Source organism: Vibrio sp. ECSMB14106 (assembly GCF_000972265.1).
Classification (GTDB): Bacteria; Pseudomonadota; Gammaproteobacteria; order Enterobacterales; family Vibrionaceae; genus Vibrio; species Vibrio kanaloae.
This window is the reverse complement of record NZ_LAUM01000001.1, coordinates 1-24119: the sequence shown is the minus strand read 5'-3', so window position 1 is coordinate 24119 and position 24119 is coordinate 1. Positions and strand designations below refer to the sequence as shown.

The 24119-nt window shown below is 44.5% G+C and carries 19 protein-coding genes; 4 read left to right on the top strand and 15 right to left on the bottom strand.

The window, feature by feature from the left end:
* Positions 1-39: 39 nt before the first annotated feature.
* Positions 40-1143, bottom strand: a complete 1104-nt coding sequence (locus WR49_RS00095; protein WP_017056454.1) for a response regulator — start codon at positions 1141-1143, stop codon at positions 40-42.
* Between the two features lie 228 nt (positions 1144-1371).
* Between WR49_RS00095 and WR49_RS00090 the strand changes: the two genes are divergently transcribed.
* On the top strand, positions 1372-2247 hold the full coding sequence (locus WR49_RS00090) for a LysR family transcriptional regulator (RefSeq protein WP_017056453.1): 876 nt from the start codon (positions 1372-1374) through the stop codon (positions 2245-2247).
* Positions 2248-2388: 141 nt separating this feature from the next.
* On the opposite strand, the gene purF is transcribed toward WR49_RS00090, so the two are convergent.
* The 10 genes from purF to fabB all read right to left on the bottom strand — a co-directional run bounded on the left by purF (position 2389) and on the right by fabB (position 17298).
* Positions 2389-3903, bottom strand: coding sequence for an amidophosphoribosyltransferase (gene purF / locus WR49_RS00085; protein WP_046222667.1), 1515 nt, complete (start codon positions 3901-3903; stop codon positions 2389-2391).
* A 33-nt stretch (positions 3904-3936) separates the two neighbouring features.
* Positions 3937-4428 (bottom strand): CvpA family protein, encoded by a 492-nt coding sequence (locus WR49_RS00080; RefSeq protein ID WP_046222666.1) that lies wholly within the window; start codon positions 4426-4428, stop codon positions 3937-3939.
* A 61-nt stretch (positions 4429-4489) separates the two neighbouring features.
* Positions 4490-5065: an SPOR domain-containing protein gene (locus WR49_RS00075; RefSeq protein ID WP_046222665.1), complete on the bottom strand. Its 576-nt coding sequence runs from the start codon at positions 5063-5065 to the stop codon at positions 4490-4492.
* Positions 5066-6328: a bifunctional tetrahydrofolate synthase/dihydrofolate synthase gene (folC, locus tag WR49_RS00070; RefSeq protein ID WP_017056449.1), complete on the bottom strand. Its 1263-nt coding sequence runs from the start codon at positions 6326-6328 to the stop codon at positions 5066-5068. It lies immediately after the preceding gene.
* Positions 6329-6370: 42 nt separating this feature from the next.
* The gene (gene accD / locus WR49_RS00065) at positions 6371-7297 is read right to left on the bottom strand and encodes an acetyl-CoA carboxylase, carboxyltransferase subunit beta (RefSeq protein ID WP_017056448.1); all 927 of its coding nucleotides are present in this window, start codon (positions 7295-7297) and stop codon (positions 6371-6373) included.
* A 176-nt stretch (positions 7298-7473) separates the two neighbouring features.
* Positions 7474-8268, bottom strand: a complete 795-nt coding sequence (gene truA / locus WR49_RS00060) for a tRNA pseudouridine(38-40) synthase TruA (protein ID WP_017056447.1) — start codon at positions 8266-8268, stop codon at positions 7474-7476.
* A 154-nt stretch (positions 8269-8422) separates the two neighbouring features.
* Positions 8423-13234: a FimV/HubP family polar landmark protein gene (locus tag WR49_RS00055; RefSeq protein ID WP_046222664.1), complete on the bottom strand. Its 4812-nt coding sequence runs from the start codon at positions 13232-13234 to the stop codon at positions 8423-8425.
* Positions 13235-13442: 208 nt separating this feature from the next.
* Complete coding sequence (locus WR49_RS00050; RefSeq protein ID WP_017056445.1) at positions 13443-14456, bottom strand: aspartate-semialdehyde dehydrogenase; 1014 nt, start codon at positions 14454-14456, stop codon at positions 13443-13445.
* A 12-nt stretch (positions 14457-14468) separates the two neighbouring features.
* Positions 14469-15602 (bottom strand): 4-phosphoerythronate dehydrogenase, encoded by a 1134-nt coding sequence (locus tag WR49_RS00045; RefSeq protein WP_046222663.1) that lies wholly within the window; start codon positions 15600-15602, stop codon positions 14469-14471.
* Positions 15603-16086: 484 nt separating this feature from the next.
* Positions 16087-17298 carry a beta-ketoacyl-ACP synthase I gene (gene fabB / locus WR49_RS00040; RefSeq protein ID WP_017056443.1) on the bottom strand — a complete coding sequence of 404 codons (1212 nt, stop codon included), beginning with the start codon at positions 17296-17298 and terminating at the stop codon, positions 16087-16089.
* Positions 17299-17426: 128 nt separating this feature from the next.
* On the opposite strand from fabB, the gene mnmC reads away from it, so the two are divergent.
* Positions 17427-19505 (top strand): bifunctional tRNA (5-methylaminomethyl-2-thiouridine)(34)-methyltransferase MnmD/FAD-dependent 5-carboxymethylaminomethyl-2-thiouridine(34) oxidoreductase MnmC, encoded by a 2079-nt coding sequence (gene mnmC, locus WR49_RS00035; RefSeq protein WP_046222662.1) that lies wholly within the window; start codon positions 17427-17429, stop codon positions 19503-19505.
* Positions 19506-19635: 130 nt separating this feature from the next.
* Here the strand turns inward: mnmC and WR49_RS00030 are convergent, their stop codons facing one another.
* The 3 genes from WR49_RS00030 to WR49_RS00020 all read right to left on the bottom strand — a co-directional run bounded on the left by WR49_RS00030 (position 19636) and on the right by WR49_RS00020 (position 21136).
* Entirely contained in the window at positions 19636-20157 is a 522-nt protein-coding gene (locus WR49_RS00030) for an NADPH-dependent FMN reductase (protein ID WP_046222661.1), read from the bottom strand.
* A 175-nt stretch (positions 20158-20332) separates the two neighbouring features.
* Complete coding sequence (locus WR49_RS00025) at positions 20333-20596, bottom strand: YfcL family protein (protein ID WP_017056440.1); 264 nt, start codon at positions 20594-20596, stop codon at positions 20333-20335.
* A gap of 9 nt (positions 20597-20605) precedes the next feature.
* Entirely contained in the window at positions 20606-21136 is a 531-nt protein-coding gene (locus tag WR49_RS00020; RefSeq protein ID WP_017056439.1) for an elongation factor P hydroxylase, read from the bottom strand.
* Between the two features lie 300 nt (positions 21137-21436).
* Between WR49_RS00020 and WR49_RS00015 the strand changes: the two genes are divergently transcribed.
* A complete protein-coding gene (locus WR49_RS00015) occupies positions 21437-22060 on the top strand; it encodes a trimeric intracellular cation channel family protein (RefSeq protein ID WP_017056438.1) in 624 nt (207 codons plus the stop codon).
* Between the two features lie 143 nt (positions 22061-22203).
* Here the strand turns inward: WR49_RS00015 and aroC are convergent, their stop codons facing one another.
* A complete protein-coding gene (aroC, locus tag WR49_RS00010; RefSeq protein ID WP_046222660.1) occupies positions 22204-23289 on the bottom strand; it encodes a chorismate synthase in 1086 nt (361 codons plus the stop codon).
* 297 nt (positions 23290-23586) lie between these two features.
* Here aroC and WR49_RS00005 point away from each other — a divergent pair, with 297 nt between their 5' ends.
* Positions 23587-24087 (top strand): GNAT family N-acetyltransferase, encoded by a 501-nt coding sequence (locus WR49_RS00005; protein ID WP_046222659.1) that lies wholly within the window; start codon positions 23587-23589, stop codon positions 24085-24087.
* Positions 24088-24119 lie beyond the last annotated feature (32 nt).

The following is a 24119-nucleotide window of genomic DNA, read 5'->3' as shown; positions in this document are numbered from 1 at the left end:
CCTTAATCAATTATTCACAAAAACCGAGGAAATATAGGGTTAATCGGTAGACCCTTGGTGTATGTCTAAACTAAAGCTCGCCGCTCCAAGCAAGCTCAATGAGAGTTGGCAGCCTTGTTCAATCGGCAAGTCTCTCGTAATAAAATTCTTCTTACAGTTTTCGCCTAAACGCTCACCAGCGGCAATGTTTTGATTCATCTCACCATTCGACCAGCGTCCATCTAGACCCGCAGGCAAAACAGAGATGGTACCCTCGGCAAGGTTGGCGACACCAAACAATGCATTAACGGGCGTGGCACATTTGGAGCACTCAATCCCCTTCTCTAAAATCTCAGCAATATCTTTGAGATCAACATTAAAATCTTTTCTATTTCTTATGTAATCGTGAAATAGCGCTCGCACCAACAATGTAGACGCTGAGCTGGCATTATCAGAAGAGGACGAATCGACGAGGTAAAAAGCAAACTGCCCATTCATCATCCATGCGTAGTCAAACACAAGCGGCATCATCTCTGTTGATTGCAATAATCGATAACTACAACACCATGAGCCTTGTCTTGTATCTTTTTCAGGCAGCAGCGCATGCAGTAAGTCTTTTGCTGCACTTGGGTTTTCTTGTAAATAATTAAGGTGCCAATGCAGCTCTTGATCTTCGGGGATCTCTCCTCCGTCATCCACACAAAACCATTGGCTTGAAAAATCTCGTTGATCCGAAATGTTGTCGAATGAATCTTTTAACGTATTCGCGATTGCACTGCCTAAGTGACCGTGATCCTCTAAAGGTTTGGCTAAGAAGTCTTTGATGCCAAATCGTAATGCTTTCGCCACATCCGACATATCGTCTGTCCCTGAGACAACGATCATAGGCAATGATGGATACTCTAAACTGAGCTCTTCCACAAGCTCAATGCCGTCCAGGATCGGCATTGACAAGTCACACACAATTAAATCTGGCGCCGAGTCTCTGAGCTTTTGCAGAGCGTCCAGTCCATTTTCAGCCTCAACCACTTTATAACCAATCGTGTCTAAGTACGCGCTGGTTATACGGCGAAAAATAGGATCATCATCAACCAACATCACGCATTTCGGGTTGATTACTTCCTGAGCCGAGGTCATTACTGGCTGACTGTGAGTTTTGTACATAATCTATAACCTCACAAAACTAAGTCGAATTATTATTGTTATCTGTTCTAAGAACTAATATAAAACTTAGTAACAAAATGCTAAATACACAAATGTTCACTCTTTACTGGTAATCCGTGACGAGGGTTGGAATACTTGTAAATAATGCAACGAGTTGACGTAACGCAAACATTGATCTCACTGTTACGTATAAATTAGATGAGATTGTAAACAAATGTGTCTGGATTTATGAAATTAGATGATTTAAACCTCTTTCGACTCGTCGTTGAAAATGGGAGCTACACCGCAACATCGCGCAAGACTATGATTCCGGTTGCGACCATTACACGACGTATTCAAGCCTTAGAAGACTCTCTGAACCTGAGGCTTCTCAATAGACACGCACGTAAACTCTCTTTAACAGAGGCTGGCGAACGTTTTTTCAATGAATGCTCTCCGCTATTGCAACGCCTGTCTTCTACTGCAGAAGAGCTCACGGACGTGTGCAAAGGAGCTTCCGGTAAGATTCGTATTACGGCCCCATCCAACCTGACCAAACGCATGATGATGCCAATGTTCAGCGACTTCATGATTCAATACCCTGATATCAATATTGAATTGATGATGAACAACCAAGCCGATCAGCTTGATCCAACCGAGTGGGACGTAATTTTCCGCGTTGGCCCACAACGTGACTCAAGTCTAATCGCAAGAAAAATCAGTGAAGTAAAAGATATTCTTATCGCGAGCCCTGATTATTTAGCGAAGAACCCGGCACCAAGCCACGCGGAAGAACTGGCTCACCACTCTCTCCTAAAAGGCTACCCGCTAATTAAGTGGCAACTGAGTAACTCCAATGATGAGACGGTGGTTAACAGCGAGAAAGGTCGTTTCAACGCCAATGCACTCAATGTAGTGAGACAAGCATGTTCTGGAGGCCTAGGTATTACCCTAATGCCTGACGTGATGATTCGTGAATACATTGAAGATGGCAGCTTAGTGCAGGTCCTAGAAGACTGGAGCGCTAACCCTCGTGATATTTATATGCTTTATAACCACAAAGACCACCTGCCAGAGAAGGTAAGATTGTTTATTGATTTTGTGATCGCATACCACATTCATTAAAACCAACTCTCTTTGCTGAAAATAAAAAAACCAGAGCGAATACTCTGGTTTTTTAGATTCTGAATCGCTTGCAATCATGAATCATTGCCAGAAAAACAATGATTCGTTGCTAGCAAAAAAGCGCTATTCCTAACGGAAAGACTAAGCGCCTTCGTTATGTAACTCTAGGTTCGCTAGGTCTTGTTGGATTTCACGCTGAACCTTTGAGTCGTCATTACGCAAAGAATCTAGGAAATCTAAGTACGCTTGGTCGATATCACCTGTTACATACTCACCGTTAAATACCGAAGTATCGAAGCGAGAAATGTCTTGGTTGCCCATACCTACCGCAGAGATTAGATCTGGTAGCGTTTGGAAAATCAAAGCATCTGCGCCAATCTGCTTACAAATCGTTTCGTTGTCACGACCATGAGCAATCAGCTCTATCGCGCTCGGCATATCGATGCCGTAAACGTTCGGAAAGCGCACCTCTGGAGCGGCTGAAACCATGAAGACTTTACTTGCACCTGAATCACGAGCCATCTCAATGATCTGCTCTGATGTTGTACCGCGAACGATAGAGTCGTCAACCAATAGAACATTCTTACCTTTAAACTCTGAACGGATTGCGTTCAGCTTACGGCGAACTGATTTTTTACGCTGTTGCTGACCAGGCATGATAAACGTGCGGCCAACATAGCGGTTCTTCACGAAACCCTGACGGTATGGCTTGTTGATCGCTTGAGCTATGCGTAGCGCAATATCGTTCGAAGTTTCAGGAATTGGGATAACCACATCAATATCTAAGTCGGCGTACTCTTCTTTAATACGTTTACCTAGCATCTCACCCATCTCAACGCGTGCGCTGTAAACCGAGATTTTGTCGATGAATGAATCTGGGCGAGCAAAGTATACAAATTCAAAGATGCATGGGTTTAGTTGTGGGTTGTCTGCGCATTGCTTAGTAAAAAGATCACCATCGAATGTTGCGTAGATAGCTTCACCAGGAGCAACATCGCGCATAAAATCAAAACCAACAGCGTCTAACGCGACTGACTCAGACGCAACCATGTACTCTGTTTTACCATCAACCTCACGCTTACCAAGACACAGAGGACGGATACCATGTGGGTCACGAAATGCAATCATACCGTGGCCGATAATCATTGCCGTTACTGCGTAAGCGCCGCGAATCGTGCGGTGTACATTAGAGACAGCGCGGAAAACATCATCTGAAGTCACGTTACCTTTAACGGTATCGATCTCATGAGCCAAAACGTTCAATAGAACTTCAGAGTCAGAAGTTGTATTTAAATGACGACGGTCTTTCTCGAACAACTTTTCACGCACTTCGCTTGCGTTTGTCAGGTTACCGTTGTGAGCCAACGTGATACCAAAAGGAGAGTTTACGTAGAAAGGTTGAGCTTCAGATGCACTTGAACTACCCGCAGTAGGGTAACGAACATGACCAATACCAACTTCACCTTGTAAGCGCTGCATGTGTTTTGCTTCAAAAACATCTTTGACTAAACCATTTGCCTTACGCAGACGGAAACGATTGCTTTCTATGGTACAAATACCTGCGGCATCTTGGCCACGATGCTGCAATACCGTTAAAGCGTCATAAATTGACTGGTTTACAGGTGTTGAACCCACGATTCCAACAATACCACACATGTCCTAACCCTCGATTTTCGATATTAACTGGCGCTAAAACGCGCCAGATAAGAAACTAGATGTTGCTTGTAAATGCTCGAAGAACGGCGCAATGATTCGACTAAATTCTGGAACCAATTGCGAACTCTTCCACCACTCAGAACTTGGGAATGCAGTAAACGCATCCATGAAAAACAACACTGCAGAGACAATCAAAACACCACGTAAACCGCCAAAGACGACTCCGAGGATTCTGTCTGTACCTGACAGGCCTGTTTTCTGAACTAGCTGACCGATGACATAGTTAACTAAGGCACCAACAACTAACGTTGCAACAAATAATGCTGCTATCGCAGTTCCGTTTCGAAACATCTCATCTTCGATATTGGTGAAGTACATGGCTAATTTAGCGTAGTACTGGCTAGCAATAAAAAATGCTCCAAACCAAATAACCAATGACAACGCTTCTTTAGCGAAACCACGAACTAAACTGATCACGGCAGAGAAGCCGATCACGCCTAAAATGACAAAATCTAACCAATTCATGAATTCTTCATCTTAAGTTGGCGCGCATTTTAACAGAAAAAATGCTGACGCAAACGTTTTCTTATGGATTTAACGGTTTAAATTTGAGCAATTGACCTTTTGAACCCGTAATTTTCTCTAATTCCTTAATTTGTCGCTCAAGTTTGGATTTAGAGACATCCGGGCCAATAATTACTCGCGTAAAACTATTTTCTTGCTTGGTGTGAGCCTGGTAGCCGCGCTTTTGTAAATCCTTAACAACATTTTTGGCGTTGTCAGCATTTTTTAAAGCCATTAATTGAATAATCCAAGCACTGTCTTGGTATTCATTTTTTTCCGGTACTGGCTTAACCACTACTGCCACTTTGTCTGCTTCTTTACTATTGGAAGAAGACGCGGTTTGCGTGTTTGAATTGTCAGTACTACCACTTTCAACCACTTGCTCAACCGGAGAGTCCGGTAGCGCTATCTGATCTTCAACAGGATCGAGTACTTCAAAAACCTCAACATTACTATCAAGCTCAGGCTTAATTGGAATGCTTGCAAACTCTTCTTTATAGTGGAGCTTCTTACCATCTAGCACATCGGGCAATACAATCACGCCAATAGCCACTAAAATGATGGTACCGACTAATCGGCTTTGGAATTTACTTGCCATTTAGTTTCCTTTTTTCTGCCAATGCTCCAGCACTTCACCCACAGTATGGAAAGAACCGACCACCAACACAACATCATCACCTTGGACAGAAGCTAAAGCCGCTTCAAACGCTGCAACAGGGTTTGAATGCTGTTCTACGCCTTCAGGTAGGCTTTCACACAATTCGGCAGCGGTTGCCGCACGAGGGCCTTGTAGTGAAGCTGGATACCAATGTGTTGCAACTGGTGCTAATACTTCCAATGTTGCGGGAATATCTTTGTCATGAAGCATGGCGACTACAACGTGTAAATTTTTTCCGGCATACTTTTGAATAACTTGTTGTGCAAAATACTCAGCCGAATGTGGATTATGCGCCACATCAAGCACAATCACAGGTTGATCGCTGACTTGCTGCATACGTCCGGGAAGCTGTGCGCTCTTTAGGCCATTGGTGATATTTATATCACTAATACTCAATTTTGAAGTTCCCAATGCCATCAATGCGGTTGCTGCATTAGGTAACGGTAAACCTGGAATTGGTAAAGCTTCTAGTTGGAATGCACCACTGCGCCAGTTCCAAATATCACCGTCAACATCATAGGTGTATTGAATACCCACTTGGTAAAATTCAGCTTTTATATCGTCTGCATGTGCAGCAACTGTAGCGGGTGGCTTAGGCTGTCCACAGATAGCAGGCTTACCACTACGATAAATACCCGCTTTCTCAAAGCCAATCACATTGATGTCGTCACCAAGCCAATCAACATGGTCGACAGCCAAACTGGTAATCACAGACACATCATGATCAACGATATTCGTTGCATCTAAACGACCGCCTAATCCCACTTCCAATAACACGACATCTACCGCTTCCGTTTGAAATGCGCGTAACGCGGCTAAGGTGCCGTACTCGAAAAAACTAAGGCTGATTTCGCCACGCTCTTTTTCAATAAAATCGAATGACTGCACGATTTTTTCATCGGATAGATCTTGCCCGTTGATACGAACACGTTCGTTATAGCGGATTAAGTGAGGGGAACTGTAGACACCAACGGAGTAACCAGCATCTAATAGAATGGCTTCCATCAGGGCACACGTTGAGCCTTTGCCATTGGTTCCAGCAACGGTAATCACGTGTTGAGCAGGTTTGGTGAGGTTTACCTTAGAAGCGACGGCCTTAACTCGGTCTAACCCAAGATCAATAGCGCTTGTGTGGATGTTTGATAAATAATCAAGCCACATCTCCAAAGAGGATGTGGCTTGAGGAATAGGTTGTTGACTCATCTAACTCATAACCATAATTAAGTAGGTTTGTTAGAAGGTACTTTACCCTTTTTCTGGCGCTTCTGGTACTTCATAAGTAGCTTCATTCGGTGAATCGTTCACAGAAACTACCAATGGTGAAGGCTGGTTGGTCATTTTTCCAACTAGGCTAGCTACGCGCTGACGCATCTCACGACGATCAACGATCATATCGATAGCACCGTGGTCTAGTAGAAATTCACTACGTTGGAAACCTTCAGGAAGATCTTCACGTACCGTTTGTTCGATTACACGACGTCCAGCGAAACCGATCAATGCTTTTGGCTCACCGATATTGATGTCACCTAGCATTGCTAGACTCGCAGAAACACCACCCATTGTTGGGTCAGTCATTACGGAAACAAACGGCAAACCTTTCGCAGATAAACGCTCTAGCGCTGCACTGGTTTTCGCCATTTGCATTAGAGACATAAGCGCCTCTTGCATACGCGCACCACCACTTGCAGAGAAACAAACTAAACCACAATTGTTTTCAATAGCAGCATCGACCGCTTTCACAAAACGAGCACCAACAACGGAACCCATAGAGCCGCCCATGAATGAGAATTCAAAAGCACACGCTACGATAGGTAAACCAAGCAGTTCGCCTTTCATTGCTACTAATGCATCTGTCTCTCCACTGTTCTTCTGAGCAACAGAGATACGTTCTTTGTAACGCTTAGAGTCTTTAAACTTCAGTTTGTCTTGTGGTTCAAGATCAGCACCTAGTTCAACACGTTCACCTTTATCTAGGAATGTATCCAGACGGCGACGTGCTTTCATGCGCATGTGATGATCACATTTTGGACATACTTCTAGGTTACGCTCTAGTTCAGCATGGTAAAGCACTTGCTCACAAGAAGTACATTTAGTCCAAACACCCTCAGGGATAGACGCTTTACGAGATGTTACGATGTTGCTTTTTTCTAAAATCTTTTCAAGCCAACTCATGGAAGACCTTTTTGTTTCGATTCTTGCGCTTGATTGCGAAAGAAATAAATTTGGGAATTATGCGTGGGAATTAAAGCACATAAAACAGCGACTGTAGATAAAAAACTGGTTGTACCTATTTTCTGTCACCATCTTACACGCGAAATCACCATGTTTTTTGAACCTAAGTCTCACATTTAGTTCAAATTATCTGGTAAGAAAAGAGGGCCAATCGGCTCTCGTGGTAACTCAAAATGTTCAGGATAATCAACATCCACCAGGTACAAACCTTCCGCTTTTGCAGTTGCGCCGGCTACTTTTCGATCTTTAGCTTCTAAAAGCCACTGGATCCACTCTGGTTTCTGCTCACCTTTACCTACGGCAATAAGGCTACCAGTAATATTCCTCACCATGTGGTGAACAAACGCATTCGCTTTAATATCGATCACAATGTAGTGTCCATGACGAGTCACGTTCAAGTGAATCATGTTTCTCCATGGACTACGAGATTGACAATGTGTTGCCCTAAACGAAGTAAAGTCATTCTCACCAAGTAAGTACTGACCCGCTTCGTGCATTTTTTTCTCATCAAGATGACCATGATAATGGCTCACACCTGAATTCAAAATACCTGGGCGTAGTGCATGGTTAAAGATAATGTATCGGTAACGGCGCGCAGTAGCCGAGAAACGAGCATGGAAATCCTCATTCACTTCTGCCGCCCAACGAACCGCAATATCTTTTGGCATGTTAGCATTCGCGCCCATTGTCCATGCCACCATTTTACGATCGACATTAGTTTCAAAGTGAACGACTTGTCCCGTACCGTGAACACCGGCATCTGTACGACCTGCGCACATAACTTCTACAGGGTGATTCGCGACAACTGAAAGAGCCTTTTCCAATTCTTCTTGGACACTTTTCACGTCTCGTTGGCGCTGCCAACCAAAGTAGTGGGTACCGTTATATTCAATACCTAAAGCAATTTTCATGTTCTTGTTCTCTTTGAAAATGGGCGAGAAGTATATACGGAAATCGGTGCTATCCCAAATAGGATGGGGCTAAAACTGTAATAATAAAACAAAGGCTCTTAGCCTCGCCCTAAAACAAAGGGTAGCCAATGCTACCCTTTCTATTTCGTTGAGCTTACCGACCGTTTAATTTATCGATGATATTCTTGGCCTCGCGACGAATATCATCGCTTCCGTCAACAATAGCTTCTTCTAGAAGCTTAATCGCGCCTTGCGAGTCACTCATCTCAATGTAGATTTTAGCTAAATCGAGTTTACCTGCAGCTTCTGCATTGCTATCAACATCAAAATTGCCTATGTCACCGATAACATCAGGGAACTCATTTAGACCAACATCCAGCTTCAATTCTTCATCGTCTGGATTAGTGGCCTCTTCACCTTCTTGCTCTACTTGAGCCATCAGTTCATCAATCGTCATGTATGGCTTATCACGACCTCTTCCTGATTCGGTTAAGTTGTCTTGTTGTCCCCAATTCTCTTCTTTAACTTTAGGTTCAGCTTGTTGCTCTGCCGATGCCCAAATCTCTTGTTGATCATCAGGAACATTCTTATGCATGCTCGATTGTTGCTCTGGCGCTAAGTTAAACCCCTTCCAATCTTCGCCACCCACTTCAAGCATCGCATCAATATCTAGACCTGCACTATCAATCGACGTTGTATCCAATGGTTTGTCAAACATATTATCGACAGTGGTTTGAACATCTTCTGAAAGTAACTCTGCCAGAGCAGTCTCATCAAAGTCTTCTAATGGTTCATCTTGAACCGCCTTTGGCGTTGAGCCTGGCTCTGAAGACGCGTTCAGTGATTCATCTGGTTGTGTAAAGCTAGCCTCTGAGCTTTCAACGTCCGAGAGAGCATCAGCATAATCAAAGCTTTGCGGGTTTGAGAACAAATCATGCAACGCATCTTGCTCTTCGCCTTGTGGGCTGAAAGAAGTTAGCGGTGTTGTTTGCTCAGCAAACGCATCAGAGATTGCTTCATCTTCACCATATTCTGGTAAATCCAATTCATCGAACTCTACACCCGTATCTTCCGCTACAGGTTCAGCGCTGCTTTGTTCAATATCGTCTAAAACAGAATCAGCTTTTGCGCTCTCTTCATCGTATTCAGGCAGCTCAAGGTCATCAAACTCAAACTTCTCGGTACCACCAGATAGATCTTGTTCTAACTGTGCTTCATCCGGTTCGCTAGCCACTTCTGCTAATGCGTCTTCTTCACCGAACTCTGGCAGATCGAAATCATCAAATGAAAATTCTTCCTCACTTGCTTGCTCCGCCACTTCAGTTTGTGGTGCAACCTCAACTTGCGGTGTAACTTCGGCTTGCGGTGTCGCTTCAGCTTGCGGCTCAGCTGTTGGTTCCGTCTCAGCGTCTAGTTGAGATTCAACAGCGGGCGCGACTGGTTCTGGTGTTGTTTCAACACCAGCTTCCGCTAGTGCCTCTTCTTCACCAAACTCTGGCAGATCGAAATCATCAAATGAAAATTCTTCTTCACTTGCTTGCTCCGCCACTTCAGTTTGTGGTGCAACCTCAACTTGTGGTGTAGCTTCGGTTTGTGGTGTCGCTTCAGCTTGCGGCTCAGCTGTTGGTTGCGGTTCAGCGTCTAATTGAGGTTCAACAGCTGGTTCTGGTGTTGTTTCTGCCTCTGGTGCAGGCGTCTCATCTTCAATCAGCCAATCGTCATCTTCTGGTACGCCGAATTCATTTGGAATGATCTCTGGCATATTTGCTGCACGAACTGGCTCTGGCTCTGGCTCTGGCTCTGGCTCTGGCTCTGGCTCTGGCTCTGGCAAGGATTCAACAACATTCTCAAATTCATCGCTACCTTGAATTTTCGGTTCAAAGTCAAAATCAGAGTCGATGTTCGATGGCGACTCAACATCGTCGATCGATTCTGCTAACCAATCTTCAACTGTCTCTTCTTCGTCTTCTGAGACATCACTCAGTGACGATGGTGAAGTTTGGTTTTCAGAGCTAGGCGCGATTTCTTCGTGACTGTCTTGTGTATATGTTGCTTTCGGCTCAAGCGCTTCTTGCTCTAATTCAGTGAAAGCGGGGTCTTCAACATCAGAATTTTCAGATAACAGCGACTCAATATCCAGTTCGTCATTTTCTTCAACAGGCGATGCGGTATCTTCCGGAAGTGCTTCTTGAATATCCGAACTTGGAGTTTGATCTCGTTCAGAAACCTGTTCGATTGACTCTTCAACTTGCGCTTCATTCGCTTCCAACATGCCACTGTCATCAGGCGTCATTAACTCATCAATCAACGCTTCGTCTGTGGTTTCTAATGAATCATCAAGCAGAGCATCTGTTGCTGGCGCTACACCAAAGAGATCATCGATGAAGTCATCACGATTAAAGGCTTCATCGTTTTGTGGCGTAACATCATCGCTCTCTGGCTCAAGTTCTGAGCTGGCTTGCGTCGGTTCCAAATCTAACGGCTCATCACTAACTGGTTCAGGTTGTGATGTTTCACTCACCTCAGCAGCTTGCGCTGGCTCAACTTCAGAAGGCTCCGATGTTGACTGAGTCGTCTCAACGCTTGACCCTTTGATCGGCTCCTCATTGGCTTTGTCAAAGTCAAAGGCCGCCTCTAGTTCTTTATCAAACGCTTGCTCTTCCGATGCTAATTCACCTTCAATACCGCTTGTTAGTAGATCATCAAACGGATCTAAAGATTCAGTCTCCTTCTCGCCCGCTTCATCTGTTGATGCATCATCGGCTAGCAATTCGCTATCAAGGAAATCATCAAGCAAATCAGTGCTATCTGCATCGAGTTCGAAGTCATCACCGTCAGAATCACCGATCAGCTCATCTAAGGTTTCCGTGCTATCTTCCGCAATGTTTAGGTCATCGTCCGCCGATATGCCAGAAAGCTCTTCAAGTTCAGACAAAGCGTCAAACCCTAAAGGTTCGCTTTCAGACTCATCATCCGATTCACCTTCCAACATTTCATCAAGAAGATCGGTCGAATTACTTAGATCTACGTCATCACCTGCCAATTGCTCATCGAGCAGATCAACGCTGTCTTGAGCTTCTTCATCTTCAATTGGCTTATCAAACTGAGATAGGATGTTTTCGATATCATCATCAGACGCCAAACCACTGCTTAGGTTAGCGGCAACCTCATCGTCATTATCAAGGTTAGAGGGAGCATTCGTTTCACCTTTCTGAGCGGCAACCTGAGCAAAAATATCATCAATATCCTCTTCGACACTAGGAGCCGAAGGTTCAGCGGTTTGCTGTTCGGAAATCAAAGTATCGATATCGAACTCGTCATTGCTCAAGTCAGCAGGCTTGGCATCGCTCTGTTGCTCTGAAATAAGCGCATCAATGTCAAAATCATCGGTTGCTGGGGTGCTGTTATTAGAAGGCGAGTCACTTTGCTCTTCCGAAATCAAAGCATCGATATCGAAACTACCATCGTCTTCGTCATCAAGCGCGAACAGATCATCTAATAGAGACTGATCTAGCTCATTCGCTCCTAAGTCTTCAGTCTCAGACTCTTGAGATAGTAGGGATTCAACCTCATCAGCAGACATCGCGTTATCATCCGCAAGGTCAAAGTCCTCGTCATCAGAATCAAGAGAACTTTCCGCTGTTTTATCCAGAGCGCGTTCCATTTCTTCCAGACCAAGCGCCTTTTCTTCACCATTAACACTGATGCCGGTGTTACTGTCTAAGTCCAGATCGTCGAAGTTGGTGTCTAAATCACCGTTTTCACCGATACTTGCAAACGGGTCATCGTCTTCACCATCAAGATTAAAATCAAGATCGGATTCATCTAAGCCTGCAAATACATCGTCTTCTTCAGCCAATGCTTGATCGTCAAATAGCTTGGTAGCGTCGTCTTCAGTATCAAAAAGTTCATCATCCAAAGACAGCTCATTATCAAGATCGCTCATCTCTTCGCCTAAAGAGATAGGAGCCACACTGCTTGGTTCAGGTTGAATAGGTTGTTCTTGCGTCGTTTGCTGCTGTTCATCGTTTTTAGATCGGCGCCCCAACAGCATCACAATAATAAGGCCAAGTAAAAGGCCTGGAATACTCGCAAGTGCAGCCACTAGCCAACCATTAGATAACAACTGTTCTGTAGCAGTCGGTGCCATTTTTTCGATTTCGGCGTTCTTTTTACGCTCTTCAGCAAGCAGCTTCTCAACTTCGCTGCGGATACGGTCTTCGTCGCTTAGTTCCGTTTTAAGCACATCCACTTCAGACTGCACGTTCGACAGCATTAAACGAAGCTGATGATTTTTCTCTTCCAATGACAGTAACTCTGTTTCTGAAAGTTCTAGTGTCTTTTCTAATTCGTTCATCTCCTTGGTTGGAGACGTTGAATCAGTTGGAGAAGATGGATTTGTAGGCGCTTTAGCTGCACTTACTTGCACTTGCTTTGCTGAAGCCGCATTTTTATCACTTACATCAGGTCGGGTTGGCACTGGCGCTGGTTTTGTTTTTGGCGCTACAGGCTTAGCCACTGGAGCATCAAGCTTGGCAAGGTGCGAAGTCATGATGTTGACCGCTTGCTGCGTTGAGCTGGCACGAGCTTGCTCTAAAGAAGGCACTCGTAAGTTGCTCGCAGGCAACAGGCTATGGATATTCTGGTTTTCAAATGCTTGAGGGTTTAAGCGATAAATCGCCAACAGGGTTTGTTGGACTGACACGGAGTTATCCGGACGTAATTTTGAGGCGATAGACCACAGCGTCTCTGAACCACGAGTTGGACCATAGAAACGTGAGGGCTCACTAGTACCATTGGAGGCGCTAAGCGGCTGCACTCTTTGCAGAGGTTCGGAAAAAGTAGGCGCTGATTGTATCTGACCATTAGGCCCTACAACTCGAATGGAATCTGCACGAACAACGGGAATCTGAGTCGCAATGATAACGGCCAAAGGCATTAACCAAGGCTTAAAAATTTGAAACATAAAGTGCTCAGCTAGGTGCTTAAATTCGGATAAAGTGATGAACTATTAAATATATCGGATAAATGACATAAAACTATAGAGACGAAGACAAAAAATGTGTTACGACAACAATATTCGCAGCAATTTCACACAATTTTCCTAACAATATTTTCAATTGATTAAAAAAGCCCCACTAAAGAGTGAGGCTTATTTATCAAAGCAATGAAACTTAGAAGTAATCGCGAATCAGAACTTCAGCGATTTGCACTGCGTTTGTCGCTGCGCCTTTACGAACGTTATCAGCAACCACCCACATGTTTACGCCGCTGTGATGGCTGATGTCGTTGCGAATACGGCCAACCATTACGTGATCTTTACCACCCGCATCACGAACTTGAGTTGGGAAGTCTAACGCTTGAAATACTTCAACGCCTTCTGTGTTCTCAAGAAGCTGAACCACTTGCTCTGCAGCAATTGGAGCGCGAGTTTCAATATGTAGAGATTCAGCGTGACCGTAGAATACAGGTACGCGAACACACGTAGGGTTCACCGTGATTGAAGAGTCAGCAAAGATTTTTTGAGTTTCCCAAACCATCTTCATCTCTTCACGCGTGTAGCCGTTCTCTGTAAATTCATCGATTTGAGGAATACAGTTGAAGGCGATCTGCTGTGAGAACGCTGACTTGTCCGCTGGCATGCCGTTAAGAAGCTTAGCCGTTTGACCCGCTAGCTCATCGATCCCCGGCTTACCCGCACCAGATACAGATTGATAAGTTGAAACGTTAATACGCTCAAGGCCCACTTCATCGTGAATTGGTTTAAGTGCTACAACCATTTGGATAGTAGAACAGTTAGGGTTCGCGATGATGTTGCGGTTACGGAACTCAGCAATCGCTTCAGGGTTAACTTCTGGCACAACCAGAGGAACATCATATTCGTAACGGAAACGTGATGTGTTATCGATAACCACCACACCTTCGTCAGCCGCGATTGGAGCCCAACGTTCTGAAAGCTCGCTACCTGCAGAGAAAAACGCAATATGTACTTGAGACCAATCGAAGTCTTCTACGTTTTGTACTTGTATTGTTTTGCCGTTAAAACGGGAAGTTTTGCCTTCACTACGTTCACTTGCTAGTAAGTGCATTTCACCGACAGGGAATTTACGCTCTTTAAGTACTTCAAGAATGGTTTCACCAACCGCACCAGTCGCACCCAAAATAGCAATATTAAATTCTTGGCTCATTGTTTCTCTCTTTTATAAAGTTGGCTTTACCATAAAACCGAGTTTAGATAACGGCGTTAAATTACAAGATTCATCGCCCGTTAACTCGACTGCACTGTACTCTCTACGGTCCCAATATTCTTTACGCATCTTGTCAAAAGAACCCGGCGTAGAGATATTGCGACGGAATAAGGCGTCGTCTTTGCGCACATCATAGATCAACTGAGTCAAATTGTGCAGTGTTGCTTCATCCCAAGCCCTATCTAATTTCATTTGAGGCACTGGGGCTGTCGGTAGAAGATCGCTTGCATAAGCACGTTGTTCCGCACCTAAAAACTCACAATAGCTGTTAAAGATCATGGTCGTACCGCGCGCTTTGCCCTCTAAACCGTAGCCCGCTACGTGAGGCGTTGCGAAAGCAAGCAGTGGAAGCAATTCCATGTCGACTTCAGGTTCAAACTCAAATACATCAAGAACGGCAGTAAAACCGTCAGCTTTTAGCAGGCGAGCTTTTAGTGCTTGGTTATCAACGACTGGGCCGCGCGCAGCATTAATCAGGATTTGATCGGCGCGGAAGTTGTTTAGCACTTGCTCATTGATCATATGGTGCGTTGAAAACTCGCCCGTCTTGGTGATAGGCGTATGTAACGTGATCACATCAGATTGCTCTAATAACGTTTCAAGGTCGGTAAATTCACGAGTGTCACCCTCCAGTTGCTTAAGAGGATCGTTGAGCTGCACTTTAATACCAATGCCTTCTAGGCATTTCGCTAAGTAGCTGCCCACTTGACCACAACCAATAATACCGACCGTTTTGTCGAAAACAGAAAAACCTTGTTGTTGAGCAAGCACCATCATCGCGCTGAAGGCATACTCCGCTACACCCACCTTGTTACAGCCAGGCGCCGCGGTGAAGAAAATGCCACGCTCTTTCATCAATTCTTGGTCAACGTGATCCATACCAGCTGTTGCGGTTCCAACAAACTTAAGCTTGTTCGCTTTGCTGATCAGCGCTTCATTGACCTTAGTCACCGAGCGAATCATCAGAGCATCTACGTCAACAAGATCGTCAGCGGTTAGCGTTCGACCGGACTTCATTGTCACTTCACCTAGCTGGCTAAAAAGCGCTTCAGCATAAGGCATATTTTCATCGATTAAGATTTTCATTGGGAAGGTACTTTCGTTGGGGTCTGTCGACCTTAAATGTGAATTGAAATGATTGTGCAAAATTCCACACACGGTGTCGAGTCGCAATTGGAATACATTATAAATAAAGGGCTGAATCCCCTAGCCTTCACAAACAAGAACAGGAATTGAGTCATATCCAAGGTCAAAACGAAAAATGCCCGATTGAATAAACAATCGGGCAAACATCCAGAACAAAAGGATCCTATCTCGCTCTCCAGGAGACAGAGTCTTGCGTCTGTTCAACCAGTACTAACTAAGTCACTACTGATCAAGCTCTGGAAACCTTTCAATTTCTAAACCCAGATTTTAAAAACCATGTTAAAAAACAAGTTTCAAAAACCACGCTTAAAAACCTATATCTAAACAAGCTTCTGATAGCCGTTATTATTAGAAGACCTGCGCGTGTTGAGTCTGCACTAGCCCACTTTTACGATTAACCTTGTCTCTCTAACTCAAGCCTAAGTTAAGCTTGATACTTTTTGATTACTAGCGTTGCGTTAGTACCGCCGAAACCAAAGCTGTTAGACATAACCGTCGTTAGCTCTTGTTCACGAGCTTCCGTTACGATGTCTAGGCCTTTACCTGCTTCGTCTAAGTTTACAACGTTAATGCTTGGAGCAATAAAGCCATTATCTAGCATTAGCGTTGAGTAAATAGCTTCGTGTACGCCAGCAGCACCTAGAGCGTGACCTGTCATCGCTTTAGTTGCTGAGATTGCTGGGCTGTTACCGCCAAAGACTTCTTGGATTGCGCCAAGCTCTTTAACGTCACCAACAGGAGTTGAAGTACCATGAGTGTTCACGTAGTCCACGCCATCAACGTTTTGCATTGCCATCTTCATACAACGAACCGCACCTTCACCAGAAGGAGCAACCATGTCGTAGCCATCTGAAGTTGCGCCGTAACCCACGATCTCACCGTAGATTTTCGCGCCACGAGCAACTGCGTGCTCAAGTTCTTCGATAACTAGCATGCCGCCGCCACCAGAGATAACGAAACCATCACGGTCTGCATCGTAGGTACGAGAAGCCAATTCTGGCGTGTCGTTGTACTTAGTAGAAAGTGCACCCATTGCGTCGAACATCATAGTCAGAGACCAATCCAGTTCTTCACCGCCACCAGCGAATACAACGTCTTGCTTACCAAGTTGGATAAGCTCCATTGCGTGACCAATACAGTGTGCAGATGTCGCACATGCAGAACTCATAGAGTAGTTCACACCACGGATTTTGAAAGGAGTTGCTAGACAAGCAGAAACCGTAGAAGCCATTGTACGTGGCACCATGTATGGACCAACGCGCTTAACGCCTTTTTCACGGATGATGTCTACAGCGTTAACTTGGTTTAGAGATGAAGCACCGCCTGAACCCGCAACGATACCCGTGCGGTCATTAGATACTTGATCTTCAGTTAAACCAGAATCAGCAATTGCTTGCTCCATTGAAAGATAAGCGAATGCCGCTGCATCACCCATAAAGCGCATTTTTTTGCGATCGATATGGTCAGCAGGGTTCATTTTTAGGTTACCCCATACTTGAGAGCGCAAGCCATTTTCCTTGAACTGCTCTGAAGCGGTAATACCAGATTTACCCTCTTTCAGTGATGCTAAAACTTCTTCGACGTTGTTACCGATACTTGAAACAATACCCATACCGGTGATTACGACTCGTTTCATGTGACATTCCTATAATTCTAAATTCAGCTAGATGATAACTAAGAAGCCTAACAAAAGTGGTCAGCTTTCCTAGAAATTCGTACAATCCCTACCAACATATCGCTTCAAATCACAAAATGATAGATTTTATGACTTCAATTACTAATGCAGAACTGGAATGGAATGAATCTGGCACGCCAGTTTCAGACCAATTTGACGACGTTTACTTCTCTAATGTTAACGGTTTAGAAGAAACTCGCTACGTCTTTTTAAAGCAAAACCACCTTCCAGAGCGTTGGGTTGAACATCAACAACGTCGTTTTGTGATTGCTGAAACCGGCTTTGGTACAGGTTTAAACTTTCTTGCTGTGTGGCAGTGGTTCGATACTTTCCTTAAAGATAACCCACAAGCGATGAACAAAGAGTTACATTTCATCAGTTTTGAAAAATATCCTTTAAACAAAGAGGACCTGATCAAAGCACATCAATCGTGGCCAGAATTAGCCGAGTATGCGACGCAACTCCAAGAACACTACCCTATCGCCCTGCCTGAATGTCACCGTATTGTGCTCGGTGATGGTGCGATCACGCTTGATTTGTGGTTTGGCGATATTAAAGATTGCATGCCTAACGTACCAACCCCACGTGAAGGTTTGGTTGATGCTTGGTTCTTAGATGGTTTTGCGCCGAGCAAGAACCCAGAGATGTGGAATCAAAACCTGTTCAACGGCATGGCCAAGCTCGCTAAACAAGGTTGTAGCTGCGCCACCTTCACCGCTGCTGGCTTTGTTCGCCGTGGCTTAATTGAAGCAGGCTTTGCGATGAAAAAAGTCAAAGGCTTTGGTACTAAGCGAGAAATGATTGCCGGCCAACTTGATGAGAAGCACGCTCATACCAACATCAAACCTTGGTATGGCCTCGCTCAACACAATGATTCACAAGACATAGCTATTATTGGTGGTGGTGTAGCCAGTGCAGCACTTGCAAAAACCTTAAGCCGTCGTGGTAAAAACATCACTCTTTATTGTGAACACCCACAAGCTGCGGGCAATGCCTCTGGCAATAATCAAGGTGCGATTTACCCGTTATTGAGTGAAGCGACCTCGAACGTGTCTCGCGTGTTCGGCCCAGGGTTACTGTTTGCTCGTCAATTTATTAATCAAGCGGCTCAGTCTGTTCAATTTGATCACAGCTGGTGTGGCGTGAACATCTTGATGTGGGATCAAGGCTCCACTAAAAAACTCAACCGCATGTTGGAAGGCAACTTCCACACAGATTTGATTCAGCGTTTATCGCCAGACCAAGCCAACGAAGAGATTGGCTTACCGGTTGATAAAGAGAGTGTTTACTTTCCGTTGGGCGGTTGGTTAAGCCCCCTTCAGCTTACTCAAGGTTTGATTGGTAAGTTGGAAGAGACCAACCAAGTGAGCGCGCACTATCAACATCAAGTGACTCAACTTGAATGGTTAGAAGCAGAGCAACAATGGTTGCTGACGATTGAGACACCTCAAGGTGAGATTCAAACCAAGCACGATCAAGTGGTTGTAGCGAACGGACACAAGTTCACTCAGTTTAAACAAACTCAGCCAGTACCACTGACTCCGGTTAAAGGCCAAGTAAGCCATATTCCGACTACAGAAAACTTAGCTAAGCTAAAAACGGTTTTGTGCTTTGATGGCTATCTGACGCCGCAGAATCCAAATAACGGCCACCACTGTATTGGCGCAAATTACGATAAAACCAATATCGACCAAGAGTTTGATATTGAGGTTCAGCAACATAATGGCGATCGCCTGAACGGGTCGTTGCCAGACCAAGCGTGGACAAAAGATGTCGACACCAGTGACAACTTAGCGCGCCAAGGTATCCGAAGCGTAAGCCGTGATCACTTACCATTTGTCGGAAATGTTGGTGATTTTGAATCAATCAAAGCTCAGTACCAAGATCTGCACAACTTTAACCCACAGCGCCACTCGGTTGATGGTGTTCAAACGGTAGCAAGCTTCCCTAACCTGTACTGCTTTATCGGGCTGGGTTCGCGCGGCTTAAGCTCTGCTCCATTGCTGGCCGAAGTGTTAGCATCACAAATATGTGGCGATCCGCTACCTTTACCGGTTGATGTGCTTGAGGCGATTCACCCAAGTAGAATGTGGGTGCGCAGGCTGCGTAAAGGTAAGGCATTAACCGCTGGTTGGGTTGCAGACAAACACTCTAGAACAAACCCATAGTTTCTAGTTCAACTATTCTGAACATCTGAAACACCTGAAACTAAAAGCTAAAAAGCCCGAGTGACATTATGTCACTCGGGCTTTTTGTTGTTCTTGTTGATCTAAACTGATGTTCTAAACGGAGCAGTATTTACAGCTTAGCAACCGCGTCTTTGATCTGCTGAGCAATCTCTTCGTTGCTGATAGCACCGGACTCAAAGTCAAAGTTATCGTAGAAATTTGGCACTGAAAGTGAAGCCTTAACGTTGCCGCCAAAGAATGATGCAGACCCCGTTGCAGCACCAAGTACCGTTTGAGCGCCACCAGGGCCAGGAGAAGTTGCTAGGTAAACCGCTGGCTTCTCGCCAAACACTGAACGCTCAATACGTGTTGCCCAATCAAATAGGTTTTTATATGCCGCTGGGTAGTGACCGTTATGTTCGGCAAAAGAGATAACAAACGCGTCCGCTTCTGCTAAATCACGCAAGAATGCTTGAGCACCTTCCGCTTGGCCAATCTCTTTTTCAGTGTCTTCACTGAACATAGGAACGTTGTAATCGTTGATGTTTAGGACTTTTACTTCAGCACCTTCAATCAAGTTAGCTGCGTAAGTTGCTAGAGTTTTGTTGATAGAGGTAGAGCTTGTGCTTGCGCCGAATGCGATAACTTTCATGATGTGACCTTTTATGTAATTCCGTTAAGTGAGCTTAGAATAACGTAGTCGGGAAATGGAACCATCACAAGGATTGAACAGACTCATTCAAAAATTTCGAATGAGTCTCAAATAATTAACGACTCAGCAAAATGAAAAGGAAGGGACTGAGCGGATAATGATAAATAGTTAGCGATTAAGCTTGGTTTTGCAGCTCAACCCAAAGGTCATTAACAATAGTACGATCTGCGGGTGTTAGTTCAGAGCGAGCGTCATCTAGGCTCTTCTCGATGCGTGCTTTAACTTCAGCCACGTCTTCAATGCCTTCTTCTTCACATGAAGCCACTGAAAGAGAAATATGACCACGTAAGTAACCACCGGCAAACAGTTCGTCCTCTGATGCGTTTTCAATGCGAGCATCAATTACTTCAAGTAGTTTTTCTTCAAATTCGATAATCATAATATTCTCTTATTTCACAATAAATTGGCTAGCACATAAAGGTTCTACATCGTAGAAGCTGCGTAATGCTTCAGAGAGCATTTTTACGCGAGGCGGAAGGCCAACTTCGAAGATCCCCATGACTTCGCTGTGTACTTTATTCATAAAGGCCAAACGATCTGGCTCAAAATCGCCGTGTAGATTGTCACAGCTGACATTAAAAGGAAAGCCTGCGCTCATCGCAATGATCCATTCATACGCTTGTGGGCGAATTTCTACTTTTTCAAACTCAGCTTGAACCGATTCCGTTCGACCATCAGGTTCATACCAATAGCCAAAATCTTCCAGCAATCGACGTTCAGGGCCAGCAACACACCAGTGTGCAATTTCGTGCAAAGCAGAAGCATAAAAACCACGTGCAAAGACAATTCGATGGTGTGGGATGGTTTCATCAGCAGGCAAATAGATCGGCTCATCATCACCTAGCTCTAATTTGGTATTAAAGCTTTCAAAAAAGGTCTGATTAAAAATATCGATAAGGTCTGAGTATTGGTGCGTCATAAAACTGGCTTAGAATAAAATAAACCCCCGTATTTTGCTCTGTTTTCGTGCCTTGGTAAACCCCATATCAAGCGTAACTTTCCCCGTTCAAGCAAGCCCCGTGATTGCACGCCTGTTTATCTTCAAGGTCGGTAACCTCAAGCTAGTTCAACAGATTACTTGAACTAATCTGAAATGCTCATTCACGGTACAAATATTCATTCGTCAACAAGCATTTTTATTACTACACTCGCGCTTCATTTTATATCCCTAAGGCCTATAAGACTCGAATTTATAGACCTAAATTATAGAGCTACAGCAATGCTACTAAGTGTTTTGTATATCATTGGCATCACGGCAGAAGCCATGACCGGCGCTCTCAGTGCTGGCAAACAAAAAATGGATTGGTTTGGTGTAATGCTAGTTGCGAGTGCAACGGCAATTGGCGGTGGTACGGTGCGAGACATACTACTCGGCCATTACCCTTTAGGTTGGGTTGAAAATCCAGAATTTTTGGCTATCACTTGTGTCGCAGGCGTCGTCACGACAGGCCTGGCGAAGTGGGTCATCAAGCTAAAAGGCTTGTTCATTCGTTTGGATGCCCTAGGCCTAATTGTATTCAGTATCATTGGCACTAAAGTCGCGATGACCATGGGTCTGCACCCAATGATTTGTATGGTGTCTGCCTTAGTGACTGGTGTTTTTGGTGGTTTACTACGCGACCTTATCTGTCGTCAAACACCATTGGTTCTGCACGAGGAGTTATATGCCTCTATCGCGCTTATCGCTTCAGGTTTGTACTTAGGTTTACTTGAGTTTGGTATCAACGACGTAACCGCGACGATCGTCACACTTGTGGTTGGTTACTTGCTGCGTATGGCTGCAGTGAGATTCAAATGGCGCTTACCGTCGTTCCAACTTGATTCTGAAAGTTCAGTGCATTAATCGCTTAGAGCCTTGTATTGATAGCGCTCATTGATGGTCTCTAACTGGATGAATAATCCAACGAATGTGAAAAAGGGTTGCTTCATTACGAAGCAACCCTTTTTTGTATCTATCAATTCTATTCTGAATGAACAGAAACAGAATTATATTTGTGGCGTTTCTGTTGTCACACCAAAGTTCTGACCACGATGGCGTAGCAAGTGATCAAGCAGCACGATAGCCAGCATTGCTTCTGCAATAGGCACCGCACGGATACCAACACATGGATCGTGACGACCTTTCGTGATTAGCTGCGTCGCTTCACCCTCTTTAGTGATAGTGTCACCCGGTACCGTAATGCTTGATGTTGGCTTAAGCGCAATGCTTGCCACAATATCTTGGCCAGTAGAGATACCACCTAAAATACCGCCAGCATGGTTGCTAGTGAAGCCTTCTGGCGTTAATGGATCACGGTGTTCGCTACCGCGTTGATTAACGACATCAAAGCCATCACCAATCTCAACACCTTTCACAGCGTTAATGCTCATTAGCGCGTGCGCGATGTCGGCATCTAAGCGATCAAAGATCGGCTCACCAAGGCCTACAGGCACTTTAGTCGCGACCACTTGAATCTTCGCACCGATCGAGTTGCCTTCTTTTAGTAGGTCACGAATCAGTTGGTCAAACTCAGATACTTTATCTGCATCAGGGCAGAAGAAAGCGTTGTTTTCAATCTCGTTCCAATCCACTTTATCAATTGAGATATCACCCATTTGAGAAAGGTAAGCTTGGATTTCAACACCAAATTCTTGTTTTAGGTATTTCTTTGCAATAGCACCTGCGGCAACACGCATTGCTGTTTCACGAGCTGAAGAACGACCACCACCACGGTAATCACGCACACCGTACTTTTGATGGTACGTGTAATCAGCGTGGCCTGGGCGGAATTTGTCTTTAATTTCGGAATAGTCTTTAGAGCGTTGGTCTGTATTTTCAATCAATAGACCAATAGAAGTACCCGTAGTTTGGCCTTCAAATACACCTGATAAAATCTTTACTTCATCTGCTTCACGGCGAGCCGTTGTATAGCGAGAAGTACCAGGGCGACGACGATCCAAATCTCTTTGAAGGTCTGCTTCAGTAATTTCCAATCCTGGTGGGCACCCATCTACGATACATCCTAGTGCGATACCGTGACTTTCTCCGAACGTGGTCACGCGGAAATGTTGTCCGATACTGTTTCCTGCCATTACTTCCTCTAAATCAGCAATTAATCAGAAGGTTTGATTCTTAAACCGACTGGCTAATAGCTTTACTTGTCTATTCTTCGTGAATTCATAGTGTCTTTATTACCAAATGATGTAAACCCCAAAAAACGAACAATTTTAACTTTCTATTACATAAGCCGAATGAAATGAATAACGAGGGGAAATGAGTGGCGCTTTAAAGTGGTGATTTTGAATAGTTTCATGGCCAGTTAACAAAGGTTAATGAACTCGGTTTGAATACTCTCTATATTGTAGCCCAAAATAATAAGGAGAAAAGTGATGATCGAGTGGGGAGTTAAAAAATTTGCGGAGCTGTCTGTTCAAGAGCTCTATGATTTCTTACAGCAAAGAGTCGATATTTTTATCGTGGATATGAACACACCCTATAGTGATCTAGACGGCAAAGATAATCATCCAGAGACCTATCACATCATGGGTTATGAGAACGGACACCTAGTGGCTTACAGTCGAATTATGGCTCAGAAGCTTGGATACCCCGTAGATGTTCTCCCTCTGCTCGATTCTGATGCAGATGATGTTTGTATCGGGCGAGTGATCGTAGCGAAAGAATGCCGAGGTAAACAGATAGGTAACCAGCTCATGCAAGTGAGTTTTGATACCACTCGGAAGATTTACCCTGATTGCTCAATTTTTATTTCGGCACAAGCTCACCTTAAAGACTATTATGGTAAGTTCGGTTTCGACGTAGTGACCGATCGTTACTTGGAAGATGGATGCAGTATGCTAGGCCTTAGATATACCCCTGTAGTGGTACGGTGAATTTGGTCACTTAGTTAGAGGTGATATCATCA

What these genes read in the sequence shown, in the direction of transcription:
- WR49_RS00095 (WP_017056454.1), bottom strand. Translation starts at nt 1,143, where the DNA reads ATGTACAAAACTCACAGTCAGCCAGTAATGACCTCGGCTCAGGAAGTA.
- WR49_RS00090 (WP_017056453.1), top strand. Translation starts at nt 1,372, where the DNA reads ATGAAATTAGATGATTTAAACCTCTTTCGACTCGTCGTTGAAAATGGG.
- purF (WP_046222667.1), bottom strand. Translation starts at nt 3,903, where the DNA reads ATGTGTGGTATTGTTGGAATCGTGGGTTCAACACCTGTAAACCAGTCA.
- WR49_RS00080 (WP_046222666.1), bottom strand. Translation starts at nt 4,428, where the DNA reads ATGAATTGGTTAGATTTTGTCATTTTAGGCGTGATCGGCTTCTCTGCC.
- WR49_RS00075 (WP_046222665.1), bottom strand. Translation starts at nt 5,065, where the DNA reads ATGGCAAGTAAATTCCAAAGCCGATTAGTCGGTACCATCATTTTAGTG.
- folC (WP_017056449.1), bottom strand. Translation starts at nt 6,328, where the DNA reads ATGAGTCAACAACCTATTCCTCAAGCCACATCCTCTTTGGAGATGTGG.
- accD (WP_017056448.1), bottom strand. Translation starts at nt 7,297, where the DNA reads ATGAGTTGGCTTGAAAAGATTTTAGAAAAAAGCAACATCGTAACATCT.
- truA (WP_017056447.1), bottom strand. Translation starts at nt 8,268, where the DNA reads ATGAAAATTGCTTTAGGTATTGAATATAACGGTACCCACTACTTTGGT.
- WR49_RS00055 (WP_046222664.1), bottom strand. Translation starts at nt 13,234, where the DNA reads ATGTTTCAAATTTTTAAGCCTTGGTTAATGCCTTTGGCCGTTATCATT.
- WR49_RS00050 (WP_017056445.1), bottom strand. Translation starts at nt 14,456, where the DNA reads ATGAGCCAAGAATTTAATATTGCTATTTTGGGTGCGACTGGTGCGGTT.
- WR49_RS00045 (WP_046222663.1), bottom strand. Translation starts at nt 15,602, where the DNA reads ATGAAAATCTTAATCGATGAAAATATGCCTTATGCTGAAGCGCTTTTT.
- fabB (WP_017056443.1), bottom strand. Translation starts at nt 17,298, where the DNA reads ATGAAACGAGTCGTAATCACCGGTATGGGTATTGTTTCAAGTATCGGT.
- mnmC (WP_046222662.1), top strand. Translation starts at nt 17,427, where the DNA reads ATGACTTCAATTACTAATGCAGAACTGGAATGGAATGAATCTGGCACG.
- WR49_RS00030 (WP_046222661.1), bottom strand. Translation starts at nt 20,157, where the DNA reads ATGAAAGTTATCGCATTCGGCGCAAGCACAAGCTCTACCTCTATCAAC.
- WR49_RS00025 (WP_017056440.1), bottom strand. Translation starts at nt 20,596, where the DNA reads ATGATTATCGAATTTGAAGAAAAACTACTTGAAGTAATTGATGCTCGC.
- WR49_RS00020 (WP_017056439.1), bottom strand. Translation starts at nt 21,136, where the DNA reads ATGACGCACCAATACTCAGACCTTATCGATATTTTTAATCAGACCTTT.
- WR49_RS00015 (WP_017056438.1), top strand. Translation starts at nt 21,437, where the DNA reads ATGCTACTAAGTGTTTTGTATATCATTGGCATCACGGCAGAAGCCATG.
- aroC (WP_046222660.1), bottom strand. Translation starts at nt 23,289, where the DNA reads ATGGCAGGAAACAGTATCGGACAACATTTCCGCGTGACCACGTTCGGA.
- WR49_RS00005 (WP_046222659.1), top strand. Translation starts at nt 23,587, where the DNA reads ATGATCGAGTGGGGAGTTAAAAAATTTGCGGAGCTGTCTGTTCAAGAG.